Origin of the sequence: Pseudomonas sp. NyZ480, from assembly GCF_029537255.1 — a bacterium.
GTDB lineage: Bacteria > Pseudomonadota > Gammaproteobacteria > Pseudomonadales > Pseudomonadaceae > Aquipseudomonas > Aquipseudomonas taiwanensis.
The window spans coordinates 2,345,734-2,370,204 of the sequence record NZ_CP120626.1; the positions used below are offsets into that span (position 1 = coordinate 2,345,734).

The window sequence follows — 24,471 nt, forward strand, 5'->3', positions numbered from 1 at the left end:
CCAAAGCAGAAGGGGCGCCATGTCGGCGCCCCTTCTGTCTTGTTGCTTAGGCTTCAGCGTCCCAAGGACGGTCGCCTTTTTCGTCTTTCACGCGGGTTGGCAGGCCCATGACGTCCAGCGCCTTGAGGAACGGCTCGGCTGGCAGCTCCTCGACGTTGACCATGCGCTTGGCATCCCACTCGCCGCGTGCGACCAGCAGGGCAGCGGCCACTGGCGGTACGCCAGCGGTGTAGGAAATGCCCTGGCTGTCGGTTTCGGCGTAGGCTTCTTCGTGGTCCGCGACGTTGTAGATGAACACTTCGCGGGGCTGGCCATCCTTGGTGCCCTTGACCAGGTCACCGATGCAGGTCTTGCCGGTGTAGCCCGGGGCCAGGGAGGCCGGATCAGGCAGCACGGCCTTGACCACCTTCAGCGGTACCACTTCCAGGCCTTCGGCGGTCTTGACCGGTTGCTCGGAGAGCAGGCCCAGGTTCTTCAGCACGGTGAACACGTTGATGTAGTGCTCGCCGAAGCTCATCCAGAAACGCACGTTCGGTACGTTGAGGTTCTTGGAGATCGAATGAACTTCGTCATGACCGGTCAGGTACAGGTTCTGCGAACCTACCACCGGCAGGTCGTCGGTACGCTTGACCTCGAACATGGTGTTGCTGGTCCACTGGCTGTTCTGCCAGCTCCAAACCTGACCTGTGAATTCGCGGAAGTTGATTTCCGGGTCGAAGTTGGTAGCGAAGTACTTGCCGTGGGAACCGGCATTGACGTCGAGAATGTCGATCGACTCAATGCTGTCGAAATACTGTTGCTGCGCGAGTTTCGCGTAGCTGTTCACCACACCCGGGTCGAAGCCGACACCAAGAATGGCGGTAATGTTCTTTTGTTGGCACTCTTCGAGGTGTTTCCACTCGTAGTTGCCGTACCAGGGCGGCGTCTCGCAGATCTTGCCCGGTTCTTCGTGAATGGCGGTGTCCAGGTAGGCGACACCGGTATCGATGCAGGCACGCAGCACCGACATGTTGAGGAAGGCGGAACCAACGTTGATCACGATCTGCGATTCGGTTTCGCGGATCAGCGCTTTGGTCGCCTCGACATCGAGAGCATTGAGCGAGAAGGCCTGGATGTCGGCGGGTACCTTGAGGCTACCCTTGGCCTTTACGCTGTCGATGATGGCCTGGCATTTGGAGATGTTCCGCGACGCAATGGCAATACGACCGAGTTCGTCGTTATGCTGCGCGCACTTGTGGGCCACCACCTTGGCGACACCTCCTGCACCAATGATAAGAACGTTCTTCTTCAATTTATCCCTTGCTCCTTACTGAAAGCCCGTCTTACGACAGGCTGGAAACGTAGTCTTCGAAACCGAACTCGCGGACAACCTCGACGCTGCCGTCGAGTTGCTTGACCACGATGGCTGGCATTTTCAGACCGTTGAACCAGTTTTTCTTGACCATGGTGTAACCCGCCGCGTCGATGAACGACAGGCGATCGCCGATGGCCAGCGGTCGATCGAATTGGTACTCGCCGAAGATGTCACCGGCCAGGCACGACTTGCCGCAGACCATGTAGGTGTGTTCGCCCTCGTTAGGGGCCATCTTGGCATTGAGGCGGTAGATCAGCAGATCGAGCATGTGCGCTTCGATGGAGCTGTCGACCACAGCCAGGTGCTTGCCATTGTAAAGGGTGTCGAGCACGGTCACTTCGAGCGACGCGCTCTGGGTGATGGCAGCTTCGCCCGGCTCGAGGTAAACCTGCACGCCGTACTTTTCCGAGAAGGCTTTCAGGCGCGCGCAGAAGGCATCCAGAGCATAGTCTTCGCCGGTGAAGTGAATACCGCCACCGAGGCTGACCCACTCGACCTTGTGCAGCAGGTGGCCGAAGCGTTCCTCGATGTGCGAGAGCATCTTGTCGAACAGGCTGAAGTCGCCGTTCTCGCAGTTGTTGTGGAACATGAAGCCGGAGATCTGCTCGATGACCTGCTCGATCTTGGCCGGGTCCCATTCGCCCAGGCGGCTGAACGGGCGGGCCGGGTCGGCCAGCAGGTAGTCGGAGCTGCTCACCTGCGGGTTGACGCGCAGGCCGCGAACCTTGCCTTCGGACTGCTCGGCGAAGCGTTGCAGCTGGCCGATGGAGTTGAAGATGATCTTGTCGCAGTTCTCGAGCATTTCCTCGATTTCATCGTCGGCCCACGCCACGCTGTAGGCATGGGTTTCGCCAGCGAATTTCTGGCGGCCGAGCTTGAGCTCGTACAGCGACGAGGAAGTGGTGCCGTCCATGTACTGTTGCATCAGGTCGAATACCGACCAGGTGGCGAAGCACTTGAGGGCGAGGAGGGCCTTGGCACCGGAGTGTTCGCGCACGTAGGCGATCTTCTCCATGTTGCCCAGCAGCTTGGTTTTATCGATGAGGTAGTACGGCGTCTTGATCATTTAAAGGCCCCCGGCCAGGCCGGCCAAAAAAAGGACACGCATTGTGCCTTCACTTGCCGTATATCGAAAGGGCGGAAGACGCATTTCGTCAGAGTTATGTGGCTGACGGTAATCGATGCGCCATCCGTCCTTCGCGCAAGGCAGTTGAACAGACGAATATGACTATCCTAATCGCCGCGTTCGGTGGCTGGCGGGAACCCGATCGACGACCTGCGCCGTACCTGCCAGCAGGGGGGATCTACTGCGCCGCCGCCAACCAGGTCTGAATCTGCGCCAGGGTCGCCGTGGCGCCACCACAGACCACCACCAGCACCTGGCGGTATTGCTCCAGTGCCTGCGGGTCGTAGGCCAGGGCCAAGGCTGCGCCGCAGGCTGGCTCGACCAGTACCCGATGATCGAGCAGGAACCGCTCGCAAGCCTGTAGTGCGGCGCGGTCGCTGACCAGGTGGCTCTGGACCGGGTGCGTGCGCACGCAGGTCAACGCTTGATCGGCCACCCGTTTGGCGCCCAGCGAGGTGGCGACCGACGTGATGCGCGCCAGTTCGATGGACTGGCCGGCCTGCATGGCCGCGTGCAGCGATGCTGCACCTTCGGTTTCCACCGCCAGCACCGGTACATCGTCCCAGCCGTTGCGCTGCAGGCCTTCGACCACGCCGCTGAGCAAGCCTCCGCCGCCAACCGAGAGCACCACCGCATCGGGTTTGAAACCGGCCTGGGCCAGCTCGTCCACCAGGCTGGCATGGCCGGTCCACAGCAATGGGTCGTCGAAGGGGTGGATGAAGGCATCGTTCGGCCCGACCAAGGTCTGCGCCAGTTCGTTGGCCTCCTGCCAGGAACTGCCGTGCACCACCACCTCGGCGTTCTCGAGGCGCAGCAGCTCCTTGGCGCGTTCAGTGGTGGTTTCGGGCACCACCACCGTGACCGGGACGCCCAACTGGCGACCGGCATAGGCCACGGCCAGGCCAGCGTTGCCACCGGAGGACGACACGAAGTGCCGGGCTCCACGCGCATGATGCGTCTCGCAGGCGTGGCCGACCCCGCGTAACTTGAACGAACCGCAGGGCTGCAGTGCATCGAGCTTGAGCCACACCGCTCGACCGGCTGCGATGGACATGGGCCGGGATTCGATCAGGGGCGTCTGAATGTGCAAGGTCATGGGTAGATCCCTCTGTTTACCAAGGCTGAAATGAGTCGCGTACGGTACAGGTCACATTGCCTCCTGGACCATCTGTAGAAAAGTCGCCACCACCCGCCGTGTGCGTTGTTCGCTCAAGCACACCAGGGTTTCGGTCAGGTGCCGCTGGCAATCGACGATAGGCAGCGCGCATACACGGGCGTCGGCGCCGAACTCGGCTGCCGAGACCACCCCCACGCCAATTCCCACCACCACCGCCTCACGCGCGGCCTCCCGGCCCTCGACCTGAATCGCCGGGCGTATGCGCAGGCCGGCACGTTGCATTTCTTCTTCAAGCGTTTGCCGGGTTACCGAGCCCGGTTCGCGAAGCACCAGCGGTGTGTCGTCCAGGTCGGCCAGGCTGATCGACCCGCGACTGGCCCATGGGTGCTGATGGGAGACGAAGGCCACCATCGGGTCGCGTCGCAATGGCACGCAGTGCAGGCGCTCGTCGTCGACATCGCGCCCCAGCAGCGCCAGGTCCGCCTGGTAACTGAACAGGCGGGCGAGGGATTCATCGGTGTTGCCAGTCTCGACCTTTACTTGGATGCCTGGATAGCGCTGGCAGAAGCGGGCGATCTGCGGCAGCACGTGGACAGGCGCATCCACGGCCAGGACCAGGCTGCCGGTTTGCAGGGCGCGGGAGTCTTGCAGCAGCTCGTGGGCCTCGGCTTCGCAGGCGAACAGGCGCTGGCTGATACCCAGCAGGCGTTCACCCAGGTCGGTCAGGTGCACCGAGCGCTTGTTGCGATGAAACAGCAACACGCCAAAGCGTTCTTCGAGTTTGCGCACCTGGTCGGACACCGCCGGTTGGCTCAGGAACAGTTTTTCTGCGGCGCGGGTGAAGCTCCCGTGCACGGCCACGGCATGAAAGGCCTTGAGTTGAGCGTGGGAAACCGCCATGACGTCTCCAGTAACAAGCTGAGCTTATGTCTGAAATACCTTAAATCGTTTTTATTTATCAGTCAGTAGCTGTTTCCATACCGATCAGCCCCAACCAGCCGCCACAAGCGGCCGCCTGTGGCCATGGTGCCCATACGGCGCCATCTGACCAGATGACGAGCCACGTCATGCAGTGCGCAACACAACAACAAGACAGGCATTTTCTTCACATTCTGCCGGCACACTTGAGCAAGAGGTCAGAGTCAAAATGAATCAAACCCTAGCCGCGATGAAACGTTGGCGCGTACAGATCTTCGCCATCACCTGGCTGGCCTACGCCGCCTTCTATTTCACCCGCAAAGCGTTCTCGGTGGCCAAGCTTGGCATCGGCGAAGACCCGAATTTCATGCTCGACAAGGCCGCCATGGCCAACCTCGATGCGATCTACCTGGCCGCCTATGCCGTGGGCCAGTTTACTTGGGGCATGCTTGCCGACCGCTTTGGCCCGCGCGTGGTAGTGCTCGGCGGCCTGCTGATTTCGGCCGCCGCTGCGGTGGTGATGGGCAGTTACGCCACCTTCCCGATCTTCGCCACCTGCATGTTGATCCAGGGCCTGGCGCAGTCCACCGGTTGGGCGGGGCTGTGCAAGAACATCGGCAGCTTCTTCCCGGCCTCGCAGCGTGGCCGGGTATTGGGGCTGTGGAGTTCCTGCTATGCCTTTGGCGGGTTGGTCGCCTCGCCATTCGCCGGCTGGTGGGCCTACACCCTGGTCGGCACCTGGCACGCGGCGTTCTTCTCCAGTGCCGCGGTGGTGGCGGCTGTCGCTGTGCTGTTCTTCTTTCTGCAGCGCAACAAACCCGAGGATGTAGGCCTGCCAGCGGTGGAGCCTGAGCCGCAGAGCATGTCCCCGGGTTCAAACCTGTGCAGTGTCTGGGCGCCGCTACGTGAAGTGCTACGCAACCGTACGGTACTGACCCTCGGCCTGGCTTACTTCCTGCTCAAGCCGGCACGTTATGCCATTTTGCTGTGGGGGCCGGTGATCGTCTTCGAGCAAATGCCTTCGGTGGGCAAGGTGGGGGCGGCGATCATTCCGACGGCCTTCGAGCTGGCCGGACTGCTGGGCCCCATCATCATTGGCCTGGCCTCGGACAAACTGTTCGGCGCGCGGCGCATGCCGGCCTGCGTGATCAGCCTGCTGCTGTTGACCCTGACACTGGCAGCCTTCATGGGTGCGATGCATAGCGGCAGCGTGATGCTGGTGGTGGCGCTGCTGTTCGTCATGGGCCTGACCCTCTATGGGCCTGACTCGATGATCAGCGGCGCGGCAGCGATCGATTTCGGCACGGCCAAGGCGGGGGCAACGGCGGCCGGTTTCGTCAACGGGTGTGGTTCGGTGGGTGCCGTGCTGGGCGGCTTGCTGCCCGGTTACTTCGACAGCGTCACGGTGTTCATCGTCTTCGCAGGCTGTGCGCTGTTCTCGGCCCTGGTGCTGGTGCCGCATTGGAACAGTCGCCCGGCGAGCACGGCCCAGGCCAGTGACGTGGCGCCCAACACCAGCATGGCAATAAAGCCACTGCGTACATAAAGGAAAGCAAGCGAATGAGACCCTTCTGGCTGCAACAGGCCCTGGATTCCGAACAGGCGGCTGTTTGCCCACCGCTGCAGGGCGATGCCCGCTGTGATGTCTGCATCGTCGGTGGCGGCTACACCGGGCTATGGACAGCACTGATGCTCAAGCAAGCGGTGCCAGCACTGGATGTATTGCTGATCGAGGCGGATATCTGCGGCGCTGGGGCCAGTGGGCGCAACGGCGGATGCGCGCTGTCGTGGTCGGCCAAGTATTTCACCTTGGAGCGTCTGTTCGGGGTGGCTGAGGCGGTGCGCCTGGTGCGCGAGTCCGAGCGCAGTATCAGCGCCATCGGCGCGTTTTGCGCCGAGCATGGCATTGACTGCGACTACCGACTGGATGGCACGCTGTACACCGCTACCAATCCGGCCCAGGTGGGGGCCACCGACGCAGTGATCGCAGCGCTGGAGCAGAAGGGGATCAATTCGTTCCAGCGTTTGCCGCTGGAACAGCTGCAGCGCCTGGCCGGTTCGGCGCGACACCTGGAGGGCTGGTTCTCTCCGGCTGCCGCCACCGTGCAGCCGGGGCGCCTGGTGCGCGGCCTGCGCCGGGTGGCCCTGCAGCTGGGGGTGCGAATCCATGAAGGCACGGCCATGACCGGGCTTGAGCATGGCGCTCCGGTGCAGGTGCGCACTGCCCACGGTACGGTCCGTGCCGACCGCGTGGTGCTTGGTCTCAATGCCTGGATGGCGCGGGCATTCGCGCAGTTCGAACGCACCGTGGCCATCGTTTCCAGCGATATGGTGATCACCGAGCCGTGCCCCGAGTTGCTCCGGGAAATCGGCCTCGACAGCGGCATCAGCGTGCTCGATTCGCGCATTTTCGTGCATTACTACCACAACACCTCTGACGGCCGGCTGATGCTCGGCAAGGGCGGCAATACCTTCGCCTATGGTGGGCGCATGCTGCCAGTGTTCGACCAACCGTCGCCGTACCGGCCCTTGCTGCGCGAGAGCCTCGGCGCGTTCTTCCCAGCGCTGGCCGATGTGCCTCTGGCGGCCAGCTGGAACGGGCCCTCGGACCGTTCGGTGACCGGTTTGCCGTTCTTTGGCCGGTTGGATGGGCAAGGCAACGTGTTCTATGGCTTCGGCTATTCCGGCAGCGGTGTAGGGCCTTGCCACATGGGCGGGCAGATTCTCTCGTCGCTTGCGCTGGGGCTGGACAACCCATGGACCCGTTCGCCACTGGTCAACGGACCGCTGGGCCTGTTCCCGCCAGAGCCGATTCGCTACCTGGGCTCGTTGATGGTGCGCAATGCCATTCGGCGCAAGGAGCGCGCCGAGGACCAGGGTGTAAGGCCGCGGCGGCTGGACGTGCGGCTGGCACGGTTCGCGGCGGCGGCGGGTAAGTCTGACAAGGCCTGAGTGGCTCTGGGCGTGTAGGCGCTGGCTTGCCAGCGCTTGGGCGAAGATTTCTTGTCGAACCATCGCCCGAGGGCGTATAAACTGCACCCACTTTTGGCCGGTCGCTTCCTGAACCGGCCGCTGAAACAAAGAGAGTCGACATGGGCGCACAGTGGAAAGCCAAACATAAAGAAGCCGCGGCCAACGCCAAAGGCAAGATCATGGGCAAGCTGTCCAAAGAGATCCAGATTGCCGCCAAGTCCGGCGCCGATCCCGACATGAACCCGCGTCTGCGCCTGGCCATCGAACAGGCCAAGAAGGCCTCGATGACCCGTGAAACCCTGGAACGGGCGATCCGCAAGGGCGCAGGGCTCGATGGCGACGCGGTGCAGTATCAGGCTGTGAGCTACGAGGGCTTCGCACCGCACCAGGTGCCGCTGATCGTCGAGTGCCTGACCGATAACGTCAACCGCACCGTCGCCCAGATCCGCGTGCTGTTCCGCAAGGGCCAGCTGGGTGCCAGCGGTTCGGTGGCCTGGGACTTCAACCACGTTGGCCTGATCGAGGCGACCCCGAACGGTGACGCCGACCCGGAAATGGCCGCCATCGAGGCCGGCGCCCAGGACTTCGAAGAAGGCGAGGAAGAGGGTTCGACCCTGTTCATCACCGACACCACCGACTTGGACGCCGTGCAGAAGGCGCTGCCAGAGCATGGTTTCACCGTGACCTCGGCGAAAATCGGCTACACCCCGAAGAACCCGGTAAGCGCTGCCAGCCTGAGCGCTGAAGCCCTGGCCGAGGTCGAGGCATTCCTCGAAGCGATCGACGAAAACGACGATGTGCAGAACGTCTACGTCGGCCTGACTGCCTGAAGACAGGGGCCGCGTTGCGTCCCAATCGCCGGCAAGCCGGTTCCTGCAGGGGCTGGGGGGCTGGCGATTGGGCATGGCGCTCCCTTGCTGGAAGGCTTGAATGAACCCCACCTTCACCTCCCTCAGCCTCGCTCACCTGCGTACGCTTGACTGCCTCCTGCAGTTGAAGAACCTCAGCCATGCAGCCGAGCGCCTGGGCGTCAGCCAGTCGGCCCTAAGCCGTCAATTGGCCCATCTGCGCGAAGCGTTCGACGACCCGCTGCTGGTGCGACAGGGCCGTGGCTATGTGCTCAGCGAGCATGCCGAAGCCTTGGTCGAACCGCTGCGTCAGGTGCTGGAAGAGCTCCAGGCCCTGCGCCAGCCAGCGGCCTTCGACCCAGCCCGTTGCGAGCGTCGGTTCTGTCTGGCTGCCTCCGATTACGTCGCCGAACATATGCTGCCGCTGCTGGTGGCAGCGCTGGAGCGCGAAGCGCCGGGCATAAGCCTGGAGTACCGCACCTGGCAGGCTGGCCAGTATGCGCTTCTGGCCAGTGGTGAGATCGACCTGGCCACGACCCTGTTCGATGAGTCTCCACCCAACCTGCACGGCCGCCTGCTGGGCGAGGACCGTGCGGTGTGCCTGATGCGTCAGGACCATCCGCTCACAGCATTCGAAGCCTTGAGCCAGGAGGACTACCTGGCGTTCAAGCATGTGCGTATCTCAGGTGGCGGCGACAAGGACAGCTTCATCGATCGCCACCTGCGCGCCCAAGGCCTGCAGCGGCGGGTTGGCCTGGAAGTGCCGTTCTTTTCCGCCACCGTGCAGGTGGTCGGCAACAGCCAGGCTGTGGCGACCGTTCCCGAACACATCGCCCGCCAATTGTGCCGGCTGCACCCACTGGCCTGGCGACCGCTGGGCTTTATCGAGCACACCCAACGCTACTGGGTGGTGTGGCACCAGCGCCTGCAGGCATCTGCTGAGCATCGCTGGTTGCGCAACCGAGTCTTCGAGCTGTGGCGGCAATCGCAGTTCGGTGTACAGGGCGGTCATGCGCCTTTGCCATAGCAGGTATGCGCCAAGTGGGGTTCTTCGGCGGCGTGGGGCTGCCTAGACTGGGGGACATCGTGGTGTCGGGGCTGGCCCTTTTCGTGGGTGAAGCCGTTCCTTGCAGGACTGCGCTGTTTTCGGAGCCAGTGAGTAATCTGTGGGAGCGGGCGTGCTTGCGCAAAGAGCGGCACTGACGCCAGGCACCCCCAAAGGAGACTGAGCGTGACCCCCGAACAATTTCGCCAGTATGGCCACCAACTGATCGACTTGATCGCAGACTATCGGCAAGGTATCGCCGAGCGCCCGGTCATGGCACAGGTTGAGCCGGGCTATCTCAAGTCGGCATTGCCCGATGCAGCGCCGCAGAAGGCCGAGCCGTTCGAGGCAATTCTCGACGACGTCAACCACCTGCTGATGCCTGGCCTGTCGCACTGGCAGCACCCGAATTTCTTCGGCTACTTCCCGTCCAACGGCACGCTGTCGTCGGTCCTGGGCGACTTCCTCAGCACCGGCCTGGGCGTGCTCGGGCTGTCCTGGCAATCCAGTCCGGCACTCAGCGAGCTGGAAGAGACCACCCTGGATTGGCTGCGCCAATTGTTGGGTTTGTCGGCACAGTGGAGCGGGGTTATCCAGGACACCGCTTCGACCAGCACCCTGGTGGCGCTGATCTGCGCGCGCGAACGAGCCACCGGGTACGCCTTGGTGCGGGGTGGCCTGCAGGCCGAGGCAAAACCGTTGGTCGTGTATGTCAGCGCCCACGCGCACAGTTCGGTGGACAAGGCAGCGTTGCTGGCGGGTTTCGGACGCGACAACATTCGCCTGATCGCCGTTGACGAACAGTTCGCCATGCGCCCTGAGGCGCTACGCGAGGCCATCGTGCAGGACCTGGCAGCGGGCAATCAGCCCTGTGCGGTCGTCGCCACCACCGGCACCACCGCCACCACCGCGCTCGATCCGCTCCGTTCGATTGGCGAGATCGCCCAGGCGCATGGCTTGTGGCTGCACGTTGATTCGGCCATGGCTGGTTCGGCGATGATCCTGCCGGAATGCCGCTGGATGTGGGAGGGCATTGAGCTGGCCGACTCGGTGGTGGTCAATGCCCACAAGTGGTTGGGCGTGGCCTTCGACTGCTCGATCTACTATGTGCGCGACCCACAGCATTTGATCCGGGTGATGAGCACCAACCCCAGCTACCTGCAGTCGGCGGTGGATGACGAGGTGAAGAACCTGCGCGATTGGGGGATCCCATTGGGTCGTCGGTTCCGCGCGTTGAAGCTGTGGTTCATGTTGCGAAGCGAGGGGGTAGAGGCCTTGCAGCAACGCTTGCGCCGGGACCTGGAAAACGCCCGCTGGCTGGCCGAGCAGGTGCAGGCTACGGCGCAATGGGCGCTGTTGGCACCTGTGCAATTGCAGACGTTGTGCATTCGCCATTGTCCAGCAGGGTTGGATGGCGAGGCGCTGGATACCCACACCAAGGGCTGGGCGCAACGGCTCAATGCCTCGGGGGATGCTTATGTCACGCCGGCTACCCTGGATGGGCGCTGGATGGTGCGAGTGTCGGTGGGGGCTCTGCCGACCGAGCGAGAGCATGTGGAGCGGTTGTGGGAGCGGTTACAGCAAATCGTCAACGACTGAAACAAGGGGGCCGCTAAGCGGCCCCCTTGTCCATCAATGTCCTACTGTCTGAAAGCTGCCTTTGCGGCTGGCCTCGTAGGCTTCTTTTTCCATCGGCTTGGCCTGTGGGTTACCCAGGTCTTCCATTGCCAGGCGGTGGGTTTCCGGTGCCAGGTAGGCAGCGAAGGCGCACACGCAGGTGATGAGGAACGCCAAACCGCCGATCACCAGTGGGATGTTGTCCGAACCTGGCGGGGCAACGAAGGCGAACAGCGCCGGCAGCATGGCGGTGAGCATGGTGCCGATGTTCTGTGCGATGGCCATGGCCGAGACCCGGTAGCGGGTCTGGAACAGCTCTGGATAGAAGCTTGGGAACACCGCGTTGTAGCCTTGGTACACCAGACCCCACATCACGATCGAGGCGACGAAGGCCATCGGTACGTTCTGGATGCTGATCGCATACAGGTAGACGAAGGCTAGCAGACCAGAGCCCAGGCAACCGGCAATCATGGTCGGGCGACGACCGATCTTGTCCGAGAGGTTGCCGACGAACGGAATCACCAACACTGCAACGATGTTGCCGACCACCGGAATCCACAGGTAAACGCTCTTGTCGAAGCCAATGCCGTAGGCCGGCTGTACTGCGTAGGCTGCACCGAAGATGGTGGCCACGACCGGGATCACGTTCATCAGTGCCATGAACATCACCAGCACCATGTGCTTCCAGCTGTGACGGAAAGCTTCTTTGACGGGCGACTTGGCGACTTTGTCCTGCTTCTCTTCTTTCACGAAGGCTGGGGTTTCATGCACTTCCCGGCGGATGATGAAGCCCGCTACCAGCACCAGGGCGCTCATCAGGAACGGAATACGCCAGCCCCAATCGTTGAAGGCTTCACTTGGCATGAAGTAGGCCAGCGGCAGGAATACCGCGGCGGCCATGACCTGACCGGCCTGTACGCCCTGCAGTGTGAAGCTGGCGTAGTAGCCGCGCCGGCCGAACGGAGCGTGCTCCATGATCATCGAACTGGCGCCGGAGATTTCGCCGGCCACGGCAAAGCCTTGGACCAGGCGCAGCAACACCAGCAGTGCCGGGGCCAGCAGGCCGATGTCGTGGTAGGTAGGCAGCAGGCCGACAGCCATCGTCGACAGGCCCATCAGGAACATGCACAGCAGCAGTACGTTCTTGCGCCCGCGGGTATCACCCCAGTGGCCGAGCACGAAGGCGCCGACCGGACGGGCCAGGTAGCCGACACCGTAGGTGGCCAGCGAAGCGATGATGGCCATTTTCGGGTCGGTGTTGGGGAAGAAGATCTGCGGGAAGATCAGGGCCGCAGCTTGCGCATAAATGAAGAAGTCGTAGTACTCGAGTGCCGAGCCGATCCATCCGCTGGCGGTCGCCTTCTTGGCTTGAGAGCTGGAGTGGGCCATCGTTGTCTCCGTTGTTCTTGTTGGTTACCGCACGGCTGGCAGCGTTCGCGAGGCGCGACAAGGGGCCGGACGTAGCGATCGATATCGGGAGTAGGGGCGTTGCTAAATGGCGCGCAATCGCGGATGGGAAGTGCGAAGGGAGAGCGAGCGAGCAGGTGCGGATCGCAAGGCGACTGGAGTGTGCATAGGTCGGTACCCGGTTTATTGAACTTATTATGTGGTGATACTGGGCTCTTCAGCGCAGGTTCCGCCGAACGACCTTCTGGGCAGAATCGGATCTTCGGTTTACCTGCGTCTGGAATTCATAGTTGCGCACGGGTTGGCATTTGATCAATTCATCGAAACGGGTTTTGTTCGGTAATCGAACACAAAACTAACCATTTCGTACAAACCAATTGCTGACAGGACTTTACCTGCGAATAATTGATCGTGCCAGAAACCTGTTCGAGGTTTCGGCACCGTCGTCCTCCGCGCAGGCCCCGCGCCGCGCTCCAATAACAAGGTATTCCAGCATGCAGCGTTCGATAGCCACCGTGTCCTTGAGCGGCACTCTGCCGGAAAAGCTCGAAGCCATCGCCGCCGCCGGTTTTGACGGCGTTGAAATCTTCGAGAACGATCTGCTCTATTACGCCGGTAGCCCACGTGAAATTCGGCAGATGTGCGCCGACCTGGGTATCGCCATCACTCTGTTCCAGCCGTTTCGCGATTTCGAAGGCTGCCGTCGTGAACGCCTGCAGAAGAACATCGATCGGGCCGAACGCAAATTCGACTTGATGCAAGAGCTGGGTACCGACCTGGTCCTGGTGTGCAGCAACGTCCAGGCCGATGCGCTGAGCGAAGAGCAGATTCTGGTGGATGACCTGCGTCTGCTGGCCGAGCATGCCGGCAAGCGCGGTCTGCGCATCGGCTACGAAGCCTTGGCCTGGGGCCGCCATGTGAACACCTACCAGCAAGTCTGGAACCTGGTGCGCCAGGCTGACCATCCTGCGCTGGGCGTGATCCTCGACAGCTTCCACACCCTGTCGCTCAAGGGCGATCCGTCGGCGATCCGCGATATCCCCGGCGACAAGATCTTCTTCGTGCAGATGGCCGATGCGCCGATCCTGGCGATGGACGTGCTGGAGTGGAGCCGCCACTTCCGCTGCTTCCCAGGGCAAGGTGAAATGGATCTGGCGGGCTTCCTCGCACCGATTTTGGCGACTGGCTATCGTGGTCCGTTGTCGTTGGAGATTTTCAACGACGGCTTCCGCGCGGCACCGGCACGGCAGAACGCCGCCGATGGCCTGCGTTCGCTGCTGTACCTTGAAGAGCAGACCCGCCTGCGCCTGGAGCAAGAAGCCACGCCCATCGAGCCGGGTGTGTTGTTCGCGCCACCGGCGGCCAGTGCCTATGACGGTGTCGAATTCCTTGAATTTGCAGTGGATGAGGCCGTTGGTGCGCGCCTTGGCGGTTGGCTCAAGCGCCTGGGCTTCGCCGAGGCTGGCCAGCACCGCAGCAAGGACGTGACGCTGCTGCGTCAGGGCGATATCAACATCGTGCTCAATGCCGAGCCGTATTCCTTCGGCCACAACTTCTTCGAGGCTCACGGCCCTTCACTGTGTGCCACGGCCTTGCGAGTCAAGGACGAGGAGGCGGCACTGCAGCGCGCGACGGCTTTCCGTGGTCAGCCGTTCCGCGGCCTGGTCGGCCCCAACGAATGTGAAGTGCCTGCGGTGCGTGCCCCGGACGGTAGCCTGATCTACCTGGTGCAGCAGGGGCGCGAAGGCCGCTCGCTGTACGATACCGACTTCTCCCTGGACCCTGAAGCGACTGCCAGTGGTGGCTTGCGCCGAATCGACCACATGGCTCTGGCCCTGCCGGCCGAGTCGCTGGACAGTTGGGTGCTGTTCTACAAGAGTCTCTTCGACTTCGCCGCTGACGACGAGGTGGTTTTGCCCGACCCATACGGCCTGGTGAAAAGCCGCGCCCTGCGCAGTCAGTGCGGTACCTTGCGTTTGCCGTTGAACATCTCGGAAAACCGTAACACCGCCATCGCCCACGCATTGTCCAGCTATCGGGGCTCGGGTGTTCATCACATCGCCTTCGATTGTGACGATATCTTCCGCGAAGTGGCCAGGGCCAAGGAGGCGGGAGTGCCGTTGCTGGAGATTCCGCTGAACTACTACGACGATCTGGCTGCGCGCTTCGATTTCGACGACGAATTCCTCAGCGAGCTGGCGTATTACAACGTGCTGTACGACCGCGATGCCCAGGGGGGGGAGTTGTTCCACGTCTACACCGAGGCGTTCGAGGAGCGTTTCTTCTTCGAAATCATCCAGCGCAAGGGGGGGTACGCCGGCTATGGTGCCGCCAACGTTGCGGTGCGGCTGGCGGCGATGGCCAAGCGGCGCAGTGGTGCGGCGCGCAAGCCGGTGTTGTGAGCATGGCGTTAGGCTCTGGGGGCCTGTGAGATCGAGCGCCGCCCGCGCGGCGCATCGCGAGCAAGGCTCGCTCCTACGTCTGTTTCGGGCCAATGACGTCAGTGACAGGCGCGCGCGAGCGCCTTGCTTGTACGACCTGATATCGCGTCAAGCGCACATCTTTCAGGAATTATTGGCCCGGAATAGACGTAGGAGCGAGCCTTGCTCGCGATGCGCCGCGCAGGCGGGGTTCGATCTCACAATCACCACACCCTCCGCGACACCACCCGACCAACAGCGCGCTTCCCTGTATCGCTTCGCTCACGGATAATCCTCGCATTCCAATAAACAGCCTGTGAGTGGGTATGAGTGATTCCGTAGTCAGCCTCGGCCAGCCTGAGATCGAAGGGGTGCGCAAGACGCGCAAGAACAACCCCGAGAAAACGCGCGAGGACATCCTCCAGGCCGCGATCAACGAGTTCGTCCAGCAGGGGCTGGCAGGCGCGCGGGTCGACGCCATCGCCGAGCGCACGGCCACCTCCAAGCGCATGATCTACTACTACTTCGGCAGCAAGGAACAGCTGTACGTCGAGTGCCTGGTCAAGCTTTACGGCGATATCCGCAAGACCGAACAAAGCCTCGAGCTAGAATCGCTGCCGGTCGAGCAGGCAATTCAGCGTCTGGTCGAGTTCACCTTCGATCACCATGACCGCAATGTCGACTTCGTGCGCATGGTCTGCACCGAGAACATCCATTACGGCGAATACGTCAAGAAGACCCCGGTCATCCGCGAGATGAGCAGCCTGGTGCTCCAGGCCTTGAGTCGTACGTTGCAGCGCGGTGTTGAAGAGGGCGTGTTCCGGCCCGGAATCGAGGTCATCGACCTGCACATGCTGATGAGCTCGTTCTGTTTTTATCGGGTATCGAACCGGCATACCTTTGGCGACATCTTCCAGGTCGATTTCTCCGACACCAACGTCAGGCAGCGCCACAGGGCGATGATCTGCGACGTAGTGATGCGCTACATCCGCGCCTGACCGGCGCTCATTCACCCAGCCGTTGCTCGCGTGACGGCGGGTAGCCGAAGTAGGCGGCATAGCATTTGCTGAAGTGCGACACCGAGACGAAACCACAGGCCACCGCCACCTCCATCACCGACAGGTCGGAGTATTGCAACAGGCGGCGGCTCTTGGTGATGCGCAGCTCCATGTAGTAGCGCCGCGGCGAGGTACCCAACTGGGCCTGGAACAGCCGGTCGATCTGTCTTCGCGAGCGCCCGCTGTAGGTGGCCAGCTGGTCGAGGCTGAGGGTTTCTTCCAGGTTGTTTTCCATCAGCTCGACGATGGTGCGCAGGTGCAGGCTCATGGACTTCTTCGCTCCAGGCCCGACCTGGCGATAGCGAGCACCCGAGAACGACAGGATTTCCTCGACACCTTCGGCCAAGCCATCGCCGTAAAGCCTGCGTACCAGCCCTAGCATTAGCTCCATGGCGCCGTTGGGGCTGGCCGCGCTCAGGCGGTCACGGTCGAGGGTGAAGCTGGCAGGGGTGATGCGTGTCTGCGGGCTGCGCTCGGACAAGCTCGCGCGCTGTTCGGGGTGGATGCTGCAGCCATAGTCATCGAGCACGCCGGCGCGGCCAAGGAACCAGGCACCGTTCCATAGGCCACCCAGGGCCATGCCATGGGCAGCGCAGTCCCCCAACAGGCGATCGAGTTCGGGGTACTTCAACGGCGTGCGCAGGCCGCCACACACCAGCAGCAGATCAAGGTCCTTGAGCGCTTGCGCCTCCAGCTCGGTAGCCACCAGTTCCAGGCCCAGGTCGCTCAGCACCCGATCGCCACTGAGCGACAGCGGGGTAAAGCGGAAACTGTCGGCGCGCAGCAGGTTGGCGGTGACCAGCACATCCATGGCCACGGTGAAACTGGCCATCGAAAAGTGTTCGAGCAGGACGAAGTCGACCCGATAGGGCGCCTGTGCGTTCTCGGTCGAGGATTTGAGCCTTAGCATGTTGCTGGTGCTGGTCTTCTTGCTGAACTGACGTGGCGTTGGCACTCTGAACTCCGCTTCCAGGCTGGTTCGCAGAGTGTGGCGGCAGGCCGAGGGAAAGACAATCTCCGGGGTGCGGGCGTGGTATTGGAGGTCGTATTGAGGCAACTGAGCTATGCTGGCGTACCTCACCCGGAGACCCTCGATGAAATACGCCCTCGCTTTGCTGCTGAGCCTGTTGCCATTCATGGCCAATGCCTTGCAAACAGGTGAAACACTGGCGCCCTGGACGCTGCTCGACCAGTACGACCAGGCCGGCAGTCTTGAAACCGGCACCCATATCTTGCTGGTTGCCCGCGATATGGACGGCGCCAAGCTGGTGAAGGCGGCGCTTGCCGATCAGCCCAAGGGCTACCTTGAAGCACGCCATGCGTTGTTCGTCGCTGATATCCAGCGCATGCCGGCGCTGATCAGCAAACTGTTCGCCATTCCGGCGATGCGTGACTACAGCTACCGGGTTCTGCTTGACCGTGACGGCCGAGTGGCCAGTCGTTACCCAGCCGAGGAGGGCAAGGTGCTGTGGTTGCAGCTGGAGCGGGGCGCGTTGGTGAGCCAACGGCTGTTCAGCGATGCGCAGGCGCTCAAGGCCGCCCTGGACCAAGCGCCGCACCCTTGAAAGGGGTGATCAGGGCACCCGATGCACTGATGCCCTGAGCGGGGTCATGGAATATTGAGCGTGATGGCGCTACCAAGGCCATTGACCATCAGGCTGCCTTCGAACTCGATGTGCTTGATCACGTCCGCCGATTCGAGTTCGCCTTTTATTCGCATGCGGACCTGGCGTTTCGCTTCGCGGGCCTTGTCATCGAGGGTGGCGGGTGCCAGCTCCACTTGGCCGAGCAGTGTGGTCTCGATATCACCGGTGGTTTCCCAACCCAGGTTGTGGCGCAGGATGGTGCGCGCTTTCTCCGCCGAAGCTACGTGCTGTGGTTTGCCGGTGTCGAGGGGGCTGATCGTGTAGGCGAGTTGGAAGTCGTGTTTCATGGCATTTCCTTTTCTGTGGATGCAGGCCTCCGTGCCGGGGCCTGCAATCTAACCGGCCGTTAGCGAAACTGAAACCAACGCGTTGTTCAGGCTGCTCCGGTCGCGGTGGGAATCTGCCCACAGCGTTCTTCGGCGCGCGTTAAACTGCTAATTTTTCGAGCCCGCCTCATGCTGCCCATCGAATTGCTTGAAACCACCCCCGACCAGGCTGAACTGCTGCGCAACCTTTATCAGTTCTATGCCTATGAATCCTCCGACTGGGAGCAGGAGGACGTCGAGGTGGACGGGCGTTTCTACATTCATGAATCACACCTGCAACGTTATTGGCACGCTCCCGACTGGAGCGCCAGCCTGGTCCTGGTGGATGGTTTCATCGCGGGTTTCGTGCTGGTCGAGCGCAGCGAATTGCCGGGGGTCGATGCCCTGGAACTGGCTGACCTGTTCATCCTTAAAAAGTATCGCCGCCAGGGCGTTGCGCGGGCTGTCGCGCAACAGTTCCTCGGCCGCCCCGGTGACTGGCTGCTGCGCTGCCATGGCCGGGACCGCCAGGCCGTGGCGTTCTGCCAAGCGCTGGTGGATACCCTGCCGCGTCCGGTGCGGATGATCGAGCTGGATGACGACCCGGAGTTGCTCAATTTCTGGGTAAGCGCGGCCCGCCACTGAGCGCCGCGCCGCGATGGGCAACGGCAAAATTTTGTGAGTCACTTCACAAAAATCAGGTAATTGGCATAATGCCAGCACCCTTTTGCAAGACCTGGCCGCCACCGTGCCCGGCGGCTTATCGTTCCCTTGGCAGGTTCAGGTAAATCTCATGTCGCTAGTCGCAAGTTCGGACATCATGTACCGGCTGTTGATCCAGAGTGTGCTGGATTACGCCATTTACCTGCTTACCCCCGAGGGGATCGTCGCCAACTGGAATCCGGGAGCGCAGCGGGCCAAGGGCTATGGGGCCGACGAGATTGTCGGTAAGCACTATTCGCTGTTCTACAAGGATAGCGAGCGTAACGCCGGTCTGCCCGAGCAGAACCTGGATCAGGCCCGGCGCACGGGGCGCTTCGAGGAAATCGGTGTGCGCTTGCGCAAGGATGGCACGGCTTTTCACGCCCATGTGGTGATCGACGCGGTATACGACGACGATGGCCAGTTGGTCGGCTTTGCCAAGGTCACGCGTGACATCACCGAGCGTCGCCAGCAGGAGCTGGAGCTGTTGAAGGCCAAGGAGCTGGCCGAGCAGTACAGCCAGGAGATGACCAACCTGTCGCAGTTCCTCGACTCGGTGATCTCCAATATTCCTGCCAGTGTGATCGTCCAGGACCTGCAGAGCCAGCGCATCCTGCTGGCCAACCAGCAGGCCGAGCGCCTGTTCGGCGGCCGTGACGCGAACATGATCGGCCAGATGCCCAACGAGTGCCTGACCCCGGCTGGCGCTGAATTCCTGGGTCAGCAGTTCAGCCGTGGTGCCCGCAGTGCCAAGGGGTTTGCCGCCGAAACCCGGGTCGACACCGCCTGCGGCCCGCGCATCCTGCGCAGCCGGTCGCTGCTCTGCCAGAATCGCGACGGTCAGGCCGACTACGTGCTGTTCGTCGCCGAAGACGCCACCGAGGAGCTGGCCGCCCACGCACAGATCCACCACATGGCACACCATGACGCGCTCACCGGGTTGCCGAATCGCACGCTGTTCAACGAGCGTTTGAAACAGGCGCTGGTGCGGGGTGAGGACAACAGCAAGCTGACCGCTGCGCTGTGCCTGGACCTGGACAATTTCAAGAACATCAACGACTCGCTTGGCCATGCTTTCGGCGACAAGTTGCTGCGAGCCTTGGGCAAGCGGCTGCGTCGCGAGCTGCGGGAGCACGACACCCTGGCCCGTCTGGGCGGCGATGAATTCGCCGTGGTCCTGACCAACCTGGAGAACCGTGAGGGTGCCTACCACATCGCCCAGCGCCTGATTGAAGCGATCAGCCCGCCGTTCCAGATCGAAGGCCATCAGTTCTCGGTAGGGGTCAGCATCGGGGTGGCCATCGCCCCGCAGGACAGCGATCAGGCCGAGCAACTGCTGGGTTATGCCGACATGGCGTTGTACGAAGCCAAGCGCAATGGGCGCAATCGCTACGAGTGCTTCAGCGTCGAGATGGACGTTGCCGCACGCCAGCGCCGCCTGGTCGAGACCGACCTGCGTACAGCGCTGCACCTTGGGCAATTGCACCTGCACTACCAGCCAGTGGTCGACCAGCAGACCAGCCAGATCACCGGGTACGAAGCGCTACTGCGCTGGGAGCATCCGACCCGGGGCATGGTGATGCCGATGGACTTCATCCCCATCGCCGAAGAAACCGGGCTGATCCACGAGCTTGGAACCCGCGCACTCAACCTGGCGTGTCAGGAGGCAGCCAGCTGGGAAGGCGAGCAGACGGTGTCGGTGAACCTGTCGCCGGTGCAGTTCAAGAACGCCAATCTGGTGCACACGGTGGCCCTGGCGCTGGCCGACTCGGGCCTGGCGCCTCAGCGCCTGGAGTTGGAAATCACCGAATCGGTGTTGCTGGGCAACAGTGAAGAGAACGTGCGTACCCTGCGGGCGCTAAAGGCACTCGGAGTGTCCATCTCGCTGGACGATTTCGGGACGGGTTACTCGTCGCTGGGCTACCTGCGTTCATTCCCGTTCGACCGGATCAAGATCGACAAGTCCTTTGTACATGACATGTGCGAAAGCCGCGAGGCGATGTCGATCATTCGGGCCATTACCGAGCTGTCCAACAGTCTGATGATCAAGACCACGGCCGAGGGTGTGGAGTCGGAAGAGCAGATGCGCCGCCTGGCTGCCGAGGGGTGCTCGCACTTTCAGGGGTACCTGTACGGTCGACCGGCACCGGCGAGCGAGCGATTGAAACAGGTGGGCTGATCGCTGGCGGTGCCGGCTCCATGCCCCGCCGTCGCTATGCTGCGGGGTCTATGCAGGAGCCGGGTTGGCGGCGATGGGGGCGCTCAGCTATTCCACTGGGGCGCAAAATCTGGGCTCACAACCCGCTGATCCTTCGGCAGCGCCGCGATCAAGGTCCGGTCATCATCATCCAGTTGCACGTCCAGTGCCGCCAGGTTGGCCAACTGGTTCTGGCGGCTGCTGGCTTTTGGAATCACCGCCACGCCATCCTGGTCCAGCAGCCACTTGAGCGCGACCTGGCTTGGCAGGACGCCATGCTTGGCGGCGATATCGCCAATAGCCTGCTGTTCCGCGGCCCGTCCGCGCGCCAGCGGCGTGTAGGCAGTCAAGAGCAGGTCATGCTGACGCGCGTAGTCCAGCAGCGGCTGCTGGCTGAGCAGCACGTGGTACTCCACCTGGATCGCCGACAGCGGCGCCCCCAGCTCCTCGACCACCTGGCGCAACAGGCCGAGCGGGAAATTGGCCACGCCGATACTGCGCGCCTTGCCTTCCTCGTGCAGGGTGACCAGTGTCTCGATACTGCGGGCCAGGTCCATGTCCTTGGCGGGCCAATGGATATGGAACAGGTCTACCTGGTCGGTGCCCAGGAGACGCAGGCTGTCCTCCAGCGATTGACGCATGGCCTTGGGTTCGAGCTTGTCCCACCAGACCTTGGTGGTCAGGTGGATGGCTTCGCGCGGCACTTCGCTCTCGCGCAGGGCCTGGCCGACCGCGGCCTCATTGTCGTAGGCGGTGGCGGTATCGATGTGCCGATAACCCAGCTCCAGCGCCTGGCGGACCGCTGTGGTGCATTCGCTGCCGGTCATTGGCCAGGTGCCCAGGCCGATACAGGGCAAGTCCAGACCGTTGCGGGTTGTTAACCTATGCATGAGAACTCCTTGTAGGGGGGAGGAACGGGCATTGATGGTGCGTGTGTGTTGCGGCCTGGGCCATGTGCCTGAGGCAAAAAGTGGTCGATCAGCGAACGAAATCTTCTGGGCCTTGAGCGGGAACGGCAATGGGTCTTCCTTAAGTTGTCGTATCTCTTCTAGAATTCGACCTGCCGCACCTGCCTTTCACCCTGGCGCAGTATCCCGCCGCGCCGCCATCGAGAGCGCCATGAGTTCCAGCACACCGCTGTCCGGAGTCAATCAACCACTGCGAGGCATCGCCCTGGTGGTGGTGGCGACGTTTCTATTTGCCAGCCACGATGCCTTGTCCAAGTTTCTCGGCGGGCTTTACCCGATCATCATGGTGGTCTGGGCGCGCTATCTGGTGCATACCTTGCTGATGGCCGGGATCTTCCTGCCCAAGTCCGGCCTTAACGTGCTGCGGACTCGTCGCCCGGTGCTGCAGACCTTGCGTGCGTTGAGCCTGCTGAGCACCAGCCTGTTATTCACCACCGGCCTGCAGTACCTGCCGCTGGCCGAGGCGACGGCGGTCAACTTCCTTGCGCCGGTGCTGGTTACGGCATTGTCGGCACCGCTGCTCAAAGAGCGGGTGACGGCGGGGCAGTGGGTGGCGGTGGTGCTGGGGTTCGTCGGGGTGCTGGTGGTGGTGCACCCGGGAGGCGCGATGTTCACCCCGGCGATTCTGTACCCGTTCGGCTCGGCGCTGGGGTTCTGCTTCTACCAGTTGCTGACCCGTATCCTGGCCGCCCACGACAGCCCGACCACCAGCAACTTCTATGCAGGGTTGTGCAACACCTTGGTGATGACGGCGCTGGTGCCATTTTTCTGGGAAGTGCCGCGCTGGGATCATGCGCTGTTGATGCTGGCACTGGGCGGCTTTGGCATGAGCGCGCACTTGCTGCTAACCCAAGCGTTCCGCCATGCGGCGCCGGCGTTGTTGGCACCGTTCAGTTACTGCCAGATCGTATTCGCCGGGTTGCTCGGCCTGCTCATTTACCGGCAGGTGCCGGACAGTGCCAGCCTGATCGGGATCGCCGTCATCTGCCTGAGCGGTTTGGGTGCGGCGTGGATGCAGCGCAGGAAGTGACCGTCATTGCGTGCAGCTGGATGTGGAAGAACCCATGCATTGCGAAGGGGCTGCTCGATGGCCACATGGGTCAGGCACGCCCCCCCAGCAAGCTGCTCAACGACGCATCGAAGTCTCGCAACGCATCGGCCTGCACTGCCTGCTCATCGTCGATAACCCGTGTCACATCGCCAAGCGCCTTGTGCGCCCGTCCCTCGGCACGGCCGATGTAGGTCAGCTGGTCGTCGAAGAAGCGTGCTACCACACGGCTTTCGATATCGGCGCTGGCGAGTCGGCTTTCGCTATCGAGGAGCACGATGATGTCCGGGCGATCGGCCAACAGTGTGTCCAGGTCGTCATAGAACGTCACTTCGGCGAACTGTTGGGCCAGTGATTTGGCCAGCCAGTCGTAGGCTTGGCTGCCGCTGTTGAGGGTGGCGACCGGAATGCTGCGGTTCTGCGCGGGCGCAGTGCGTTCGTCGCGATGGCGCTGCAGGTAGTCGAGTGTCGAGGCGCCGTTGCGCCCCAGCAGTACTGCGACATGCTGGCCGGGCGCAAGCACCACACTGGACATTGCGGTGGCGGAGTAAAAATGCCCGTCGGGCCTGGCGTCGTGGTTCGCTGCAGGCGCCGCACAGCCGCTGAGAGCCGCGAGCAGGACGAGCAGGGCTGCGATCATGCCGGTTTTCATCGGGAAACCTCGTCAATGCATCAATGCCGCCATCTTCCGCCAGGCACTGCTTGCGGCGGAACTCGATGCTGTTCATGGTGGCTATTGACGAGGTCGATGAATCAACGAGGGTCGGCCATGAACTGCATGATCCGCTCGCGCAGCCAGCGTTCAGCCGGGTCGTTGTCCTGGGCGCCGCTCCAGACCATCGACAGCTCTGCCTCGGTGACATCGAACGGTGCGGGGTCGGCGCGCAGGCTGCCATCGTCGGCCAGGGCACAGGCGGCATAGTCCGGCACCGTGGCGATCAGTTCGGTGTTACGCAACAAGGCCCGAAGGCTGCCGAACTGCGGCACTGCAAGGACCACCTTACGGCAGCGGCCGATGCGGGCCAGGTCAAGGTCGATGTTGCCGCTCATGTCGCCCGAGAAGGACACCATCACATGGGGGCGGGCGCAGTATTCGTCCAGGGTCAGCGGGCCGGGGCGGTCATCGGCGCGCAGCACCCGCACACCGATGTTGCGCAGCTTGCGACGCTTGGCCGTGGCCGGCAGGTCGGTGGTGTAGCTCACGCCGACGGAAATTTCGCCGCTGGACAGTAGCCCTGGCATCAGCAGGAAGTTGGCTCGACGCACCACCACACTGATCTCAGGGGCCTCTTCGCGCAGGGCTTGGAGCAGGGCGGGAAACAGGCCGAACTCGGTGTCGTCCGACAGGCCCAGGCGAAACACGTTGCAGCTGTTGGCCGGATCGAAATCCCGCGCCCGGCTGATCGCCGCGGAAATCACGTCCATGGCCGGCCCAAGCTCGGCAAAAATCTGCATCGCCCGCGGCGTCGGCTCCATGGCCCGGCCATTGCGGATCAGCAGCGGGTCGTCGAACAGCTCCCGCAGGCGGGCGAGGGCGGCGCTGACCGTGGATTGGGTGATGAACAGCTTTTCGCCGACACGGGTCAGGTTGCGTTCGATCATCAGGGCTTCGAACAGCACCAGCAGGTTCATGTCGACGCGGCGCAGGTCATTGCGGTTCATGTGCTTGGCTCTGGGCGTCAGTGGTTGGCGATGAATTGAAGCACGCCGAGGGCCCTTTTG

The 24,471-nt window shown here is 62.5% G+C and carries 20 protein-coding genes and 1 pseudogene; 11 read left to right on the top strand and 10 right to left on the bottom strand.

Translation table 11 applies throughout. From position 1 onward, the window contains the following. Window positions 1–46: 46 nt before the first annotated feature. From P3R38_RS10785 to P3R38_RS10800, 4 genes are all read right to left on the bottom strand, one after another. Complete coding sequence (locus P3R38_RS10785) at window positions 47–1,291, bottom strand: saccharopine dehydrogenase family protein (protein ID WP_023380212.1); 1,245 nt, start codon at window positions 1,289–1,291, stop codon at window positions 47–49. Between the two features lie 31 nt (window positions 1,292–1,322). Then, entirely contained in the window at window positions 1,323–2,420 is a 1,098-nt protein-coding gene (gene nspC / locus P3R38_RS10790; protein WP_023380213.1) for a carboxynorspermidine decarboxylase, read from the bottom strand. A gap of 238 nt (window positions 2,421–2,658) precedes the next feature. Further along, complete coding sequence (locus P3R38_RS10795) at window positions 2,659–3,576, bottom strand: pyridoxal-phosphate dependent enzyme (protein ID WP_023380214.1); 918 nt, start codon at window positions 3,574–3,576, stop codon at window positions 2,659–2,661. 51 nt (window positions 3,577–3,627) lie between these two features. Beyond that, window positions 3,628–4,497 carry a LysR substrate-binding domain-containing protein gene (locus tag P3R38_RS10800; protein ID WP_023380215.1) on the bottom strand — a complete coding sequence of 290 codons (870 nt, stop codon included), beginning with the start codon at window positions 4,495–4,497 and terminating at the stop codon, window positions 3,628–3,630. Window positions 4,498–4,744: 247 nt separating this feature from the next. Here P3R38_RS10800 and P3R38_RS10805 point away from each other — a divergent pair. The 5 genes and pseudogenes from P3R38_RS10805 to P3R38_RS10825 all read left to right on the top strand — a co-directional run. Then, window positions 4,745–5,992 (top strand): annotated as a pseudogene (locus P3R38_RS10805) (MFS transporter); the annotation flags it as partial. A gap of 83 nt (window positions 5,993–6,075) precedes the next feature. Beyond that, complete coding sequence (locus P3R38_RS10810) at window positions 6,076–7,467, top strand: FAD-dependent oxidoreductase (protein WP_202676086.1); 1,392 nt, start codon at window positions 6,076–6,078, stop codon at window positions 7,465–7,467. A 140-nt stretch (window positions 7,468–7,607) separates the two neighbouring features. Beyond that, window positions 7,608–8,318: a YebC/PmpR family DNA-binding transcriptional regulator gene (locus P3R38_RS10815; RefSeq protein WP_023380218.1), complete on the top strand. Its 711-nt coding sequence runs from the start codon at window positions 7,608–7,610 to the stop codon at window positions 8,316–8,318. A 100-nt stretch (window positions 8,319–8,418) separates the two neighbouring features. Further along, entirely contained in the window at window positions 8,419–9,363 is a 945-nt protein-coding gene (locus P3R38_RS10820; protein ID WP_104881868.1) for a LysR family transcriptional regulator, read from the top strand. Window positions 9,364–9,567: 204 nt separating this feature from the next. Then, a complete protein-coding gene (locus P3R38_RS10825) occupies window positions 9,568–10,980 on the top strand; it encodes a DOPA decarboxylase (RefSeq protein WP_277687132.1) in 1,413 nt (470 codons plus the stop codon). Between the two features lie 33 nt (window positions 10,981–11,013). Here P3R38_RS10825 and P3R38_RS10830 read toward each other — a convergent pair whose 3' ends face one another. Further along, window positions 11,014–12,387, bottom strand: coding sequence for an MFS transporter (locus P3R38_RS10830; protein WP_023380222.1), 1,374 nt, complete (start codon window positions 12,385–12,387; stop codon window positions 11,014–11,016). A 512-nt stretch (window positions 12,388–12,899) separates the two neighbouring features. Here P3R38_RS10830 and quiC point away from each other — a divergent pair. Then, complete coding sequence (quiC, locus tag P3R38_RS10835; protein WP_023380225.1) at window positions 12,900–14,807, top strand: 3-dehydroshikimate dehydratase QuiC; 1,908 nt, start codon at window positions 12,900–12,902, stop codon at window positions 14,805–14,807. Between the two features lie 344 nt (window positions 14,808–15,151). Continuing rightward, complete coding sequence (locus P3R38_RS10840) at window positions 15,152–15,823, top strand: TetR/AcrR family transcriptional regulator (RefSeq protein ID WP_023380226.1); 672 nt, start codon at window positions 15,152–15,154, stop codon at window positions 15,821–15,823. Window positions 15,824–15,830: 7 nt separating this feature from the next. Here P3R38_RS10840 and P3R38_RS10845 read toward each other — a convergent pair whose 3' ends face one another. Beyond that, window positions 15,831–16,838 carry a GlxA family transcriptional regulator gene (locus tag P3R38_RS10845; RefSeq protein WP_023380227.1) on the bottom strand — a complete coding sequence of 336 codons (1,008 nt, stop codon included), beginning with the start codon at window positions 16,836–16,838 and terminating at the stop codon, window positions 15,831–15,833. Between the two features lie 139 nt (window positions 16,839–16,977). Between P3R38_RS10845 and P3R38_RS10850 the strand changes: the two genes are divergently transcribed. Continuing rightward, window positions 16,978–17,448, top strand: coding sequence for an FAD/FMN-containing dehydrogenase (locus P3R38_RS10850; protein WP_104881867.1), 471 nt, complete (start codon window positions 16,978–16,980; stop codon window positions 17,446–17,448). Between the two features lie 44 nt (window positions 17,449–17,492). On the opposite strand, the gene P3R38_RS10855 is transcribed toward P3R38_RS10850, so the two are convergent. Further along, window positions 17,493–17,816, bottom strand: coding sequence for a hypothetical protein (locus tag P3R38_RS10855; RefSeq protein WP_023380229.1), 324 nt, complete (start codon window positions 17,814–17,816; stop codon window positions 17,493–17,495). Window positions 17,817–17,984: 168 nt separating this feature from the next. Between P3R38_RS10855 and P3R38_RS10860 the strand changes: the two genes are divergently transcribed. Next, entirely contained in the window at window positions 17,985–18,479 is a 495-nt protein-coding gene (locus tag P3R38_RS10860) for a GNAT family N-acetyltransferase (RefSeq protein ID WP_104882536.1), read from the top strand. Window positions 18,480–18,627: 148 nt separating this feature from the next. Beyond that, window positions 18,628–20,715 (top strand): EAL domain-containing protein, encoded by a 2,088-nt coding sequence (locus tag P3R38_RS10865; protein WP_023380231.1) that lies wholly within the window; start codon window positions 18,628–18,630, stop codon window positions 20,713–20,715. Between the two features lie 83 nt (window positions 20,716–20,798). Here P3R38_RS10865 and P3R38_RS10870 read toward each other — a convergent pair whose 3' ends face one another. Beyond that, window positions 20,799–21,623 (bottom strand): aldo/keto reductase, encoded by an 825-nt coding sequence (locus P3R38_RS10870; protein WP_027907186.1) that lies wholly within the window; start codon window positions 21,621–21,623, stop codon window positions 20,799–20,801. Between the two features lie 229 nt (window positions 21,624–21,852). Here P3R38_RS10870 and P3R38_RS10875 point away from each other — a divergent pair, with 229 nt between their 5' ends. Continuing rightward, the gene (locus P3R38_RS10875; RefSeq protein WP_023380233.1) at window positions 21,853–22,731 is read left to right on the top strand and encodes a DMT family transporter; all 879 of its coding nucleotides are present in this window, start codon (window positions 21,853–21,855) and stop codon (window positions 22,729–22,731) included. Window positions 22,732–22,801: 70 nt separating this feature from the next. Here the strand turns inward: P3R38_RS10875 and P3R38_RS10880 are convergent, their stop codons facing one another. Both P3R38_RS10880 and P3R38_RS10885 read right to left on the bottom strand, forming a co-directional pair. Beyond that, window positions 22,802–23,401: a hypothetical protein gene (locus P3R38_RS10880; RefSeq protein ID WP_027907187.1), complete on the bottom strand. Its 600-nt coding sequence runs from the start codon at window positions 23,399–23,401 to the stop codon at window positions 22,802–22,804. A gap of 101 nt (window positions 23,402–23,502) precedes the next feature. Continuing rightward, window positions 23,503–24,411 carry a LysR family transcriptional regulator gene (locus P3R38_RS10885; RefSeq protein WP_023380235.1) on the bottom strand — a complete coding sequence of 303 codons (909 nt, stop codon included), beginning with the start codon at window positions 24,409–24,411 and terminating at the stop codon, window positions 23,503–23,505. Window positions 24,412–24,471 lie beyond the last annotated feature (60 nt).

Coding starts and splice junctions, on each gene's coding strand:
- nspC (WP_023380213.1), bottom strand. CDS start 2,420: ATGATCAAGACGCCGTACTACCTCATCGATAAAACCAAGCTGCTGGGC.
- P3R38_RS10795 (WP_023380214.1), bottom strand. CDS start 3,576: ATGACCTTGCACATTCAGACGCCCCTGATCGAATCCCGGCCCATGTCC.
- P3R38_RS10800 (WP_023380215.1), bottom strand. CDS start 4,497: ATGGCGGTTTCCCACGCTCAACTCAAGGCCTTTCATGCCGTGGCCGTG.
- P3R38_RS10810 (WP_202676086.1), top strand. CDS start 6,076: ATGAGACCCTTCTGGCTGCAACAGGCCCTGGATTCCGAACAGGCGGCT.
- P3R38_RS10815 (WP_023380218.1), top strand. CDS start 7,608: ATGGGCGCACAGTGGAAAGCCAAACATAAAGAAGCCGCGGCCAACGCC.
- P3R38_RS10820 (WP_104881868.1), top strand. CDS start 8,419: ATGAACCCCACCTTCACCTCCCTCAGCCTCGCTCACCTGCGTACGCTT.
- P3R38_RS10830 (WP_023380222.1), bottom strand. CDS start 12,387: ATGGCCCACTCCAGCTCTCAAGCCAAGAAGGCGACCGCCAGCGGATGG.
- quiC (WP_023380225.1), top strand. CDS start 12,900: ATGCAGCGTTCGATAGCCACCGTGTCCTTGAGCGGCACTCTGCCGGAA.
- P3R38_RS10840 (WP_023380226.1), top strand. CDS start 15,152: ATGAGTGATTCCGTAGTCAGCCTCGGCCAGCCTGAGATCGAAGGGGTG.
- P3R38_RS10850 (WP_104881867.1), top strand. CDS start 16,978: ATGAAATACGCCCTCGCTTTGCTGCTGAGCCTGTTGCCATTCATGGCC.
- P3R38_RS10855 (WP_023380229.1), bottom strand. CDS start 17,816: ATGAAACACGACTTCCAACTCGCCTACACGATCAGCCCCCTCGACACC.
- P3R38_RS10860 (WP_104882536.1), top strand. CDS start 17,985: ATGCTGCCCATCGAATTGCTTGAAACCACCCCCGACCAGGCTGAACTG.
- P3R38_RS10865 (WP_023380231.1), top strand. CDS start 18,628: ATGTCGCTAGTCGCAAGTTCGGACATCATGTACCGGCTGTTGATCCAG.
- P3R38_RS10870 (WP_027907186.1), bottom strand. CDS start 21,623: ATGCATAGGTTAACAACCCGCAACGGTCTGGACTTGCCCTGTATCGGC.
- P3R38_RS10875 (WP_023380233.1), top strand. CDS start 21,853: ATGAGTTCCAGCACACCGCTGTCCGGAGTCAATCAACCACTGCGAGGC.
- P3R38_RS10880 (WP_027907187.1), bottom strand. CDS start 23,401: ATGAAAACCGGCATGATCGCAGCCCTGCTCGTCCTGCTCGCGGCTCTC.
- P3R38_RS10885 (WP_023380235.1), bottom strand. CDS start 24,411: ATGAACCGCAATGACCTGCGCCGCGTCGACATGAACCTGCTGGTGCTG.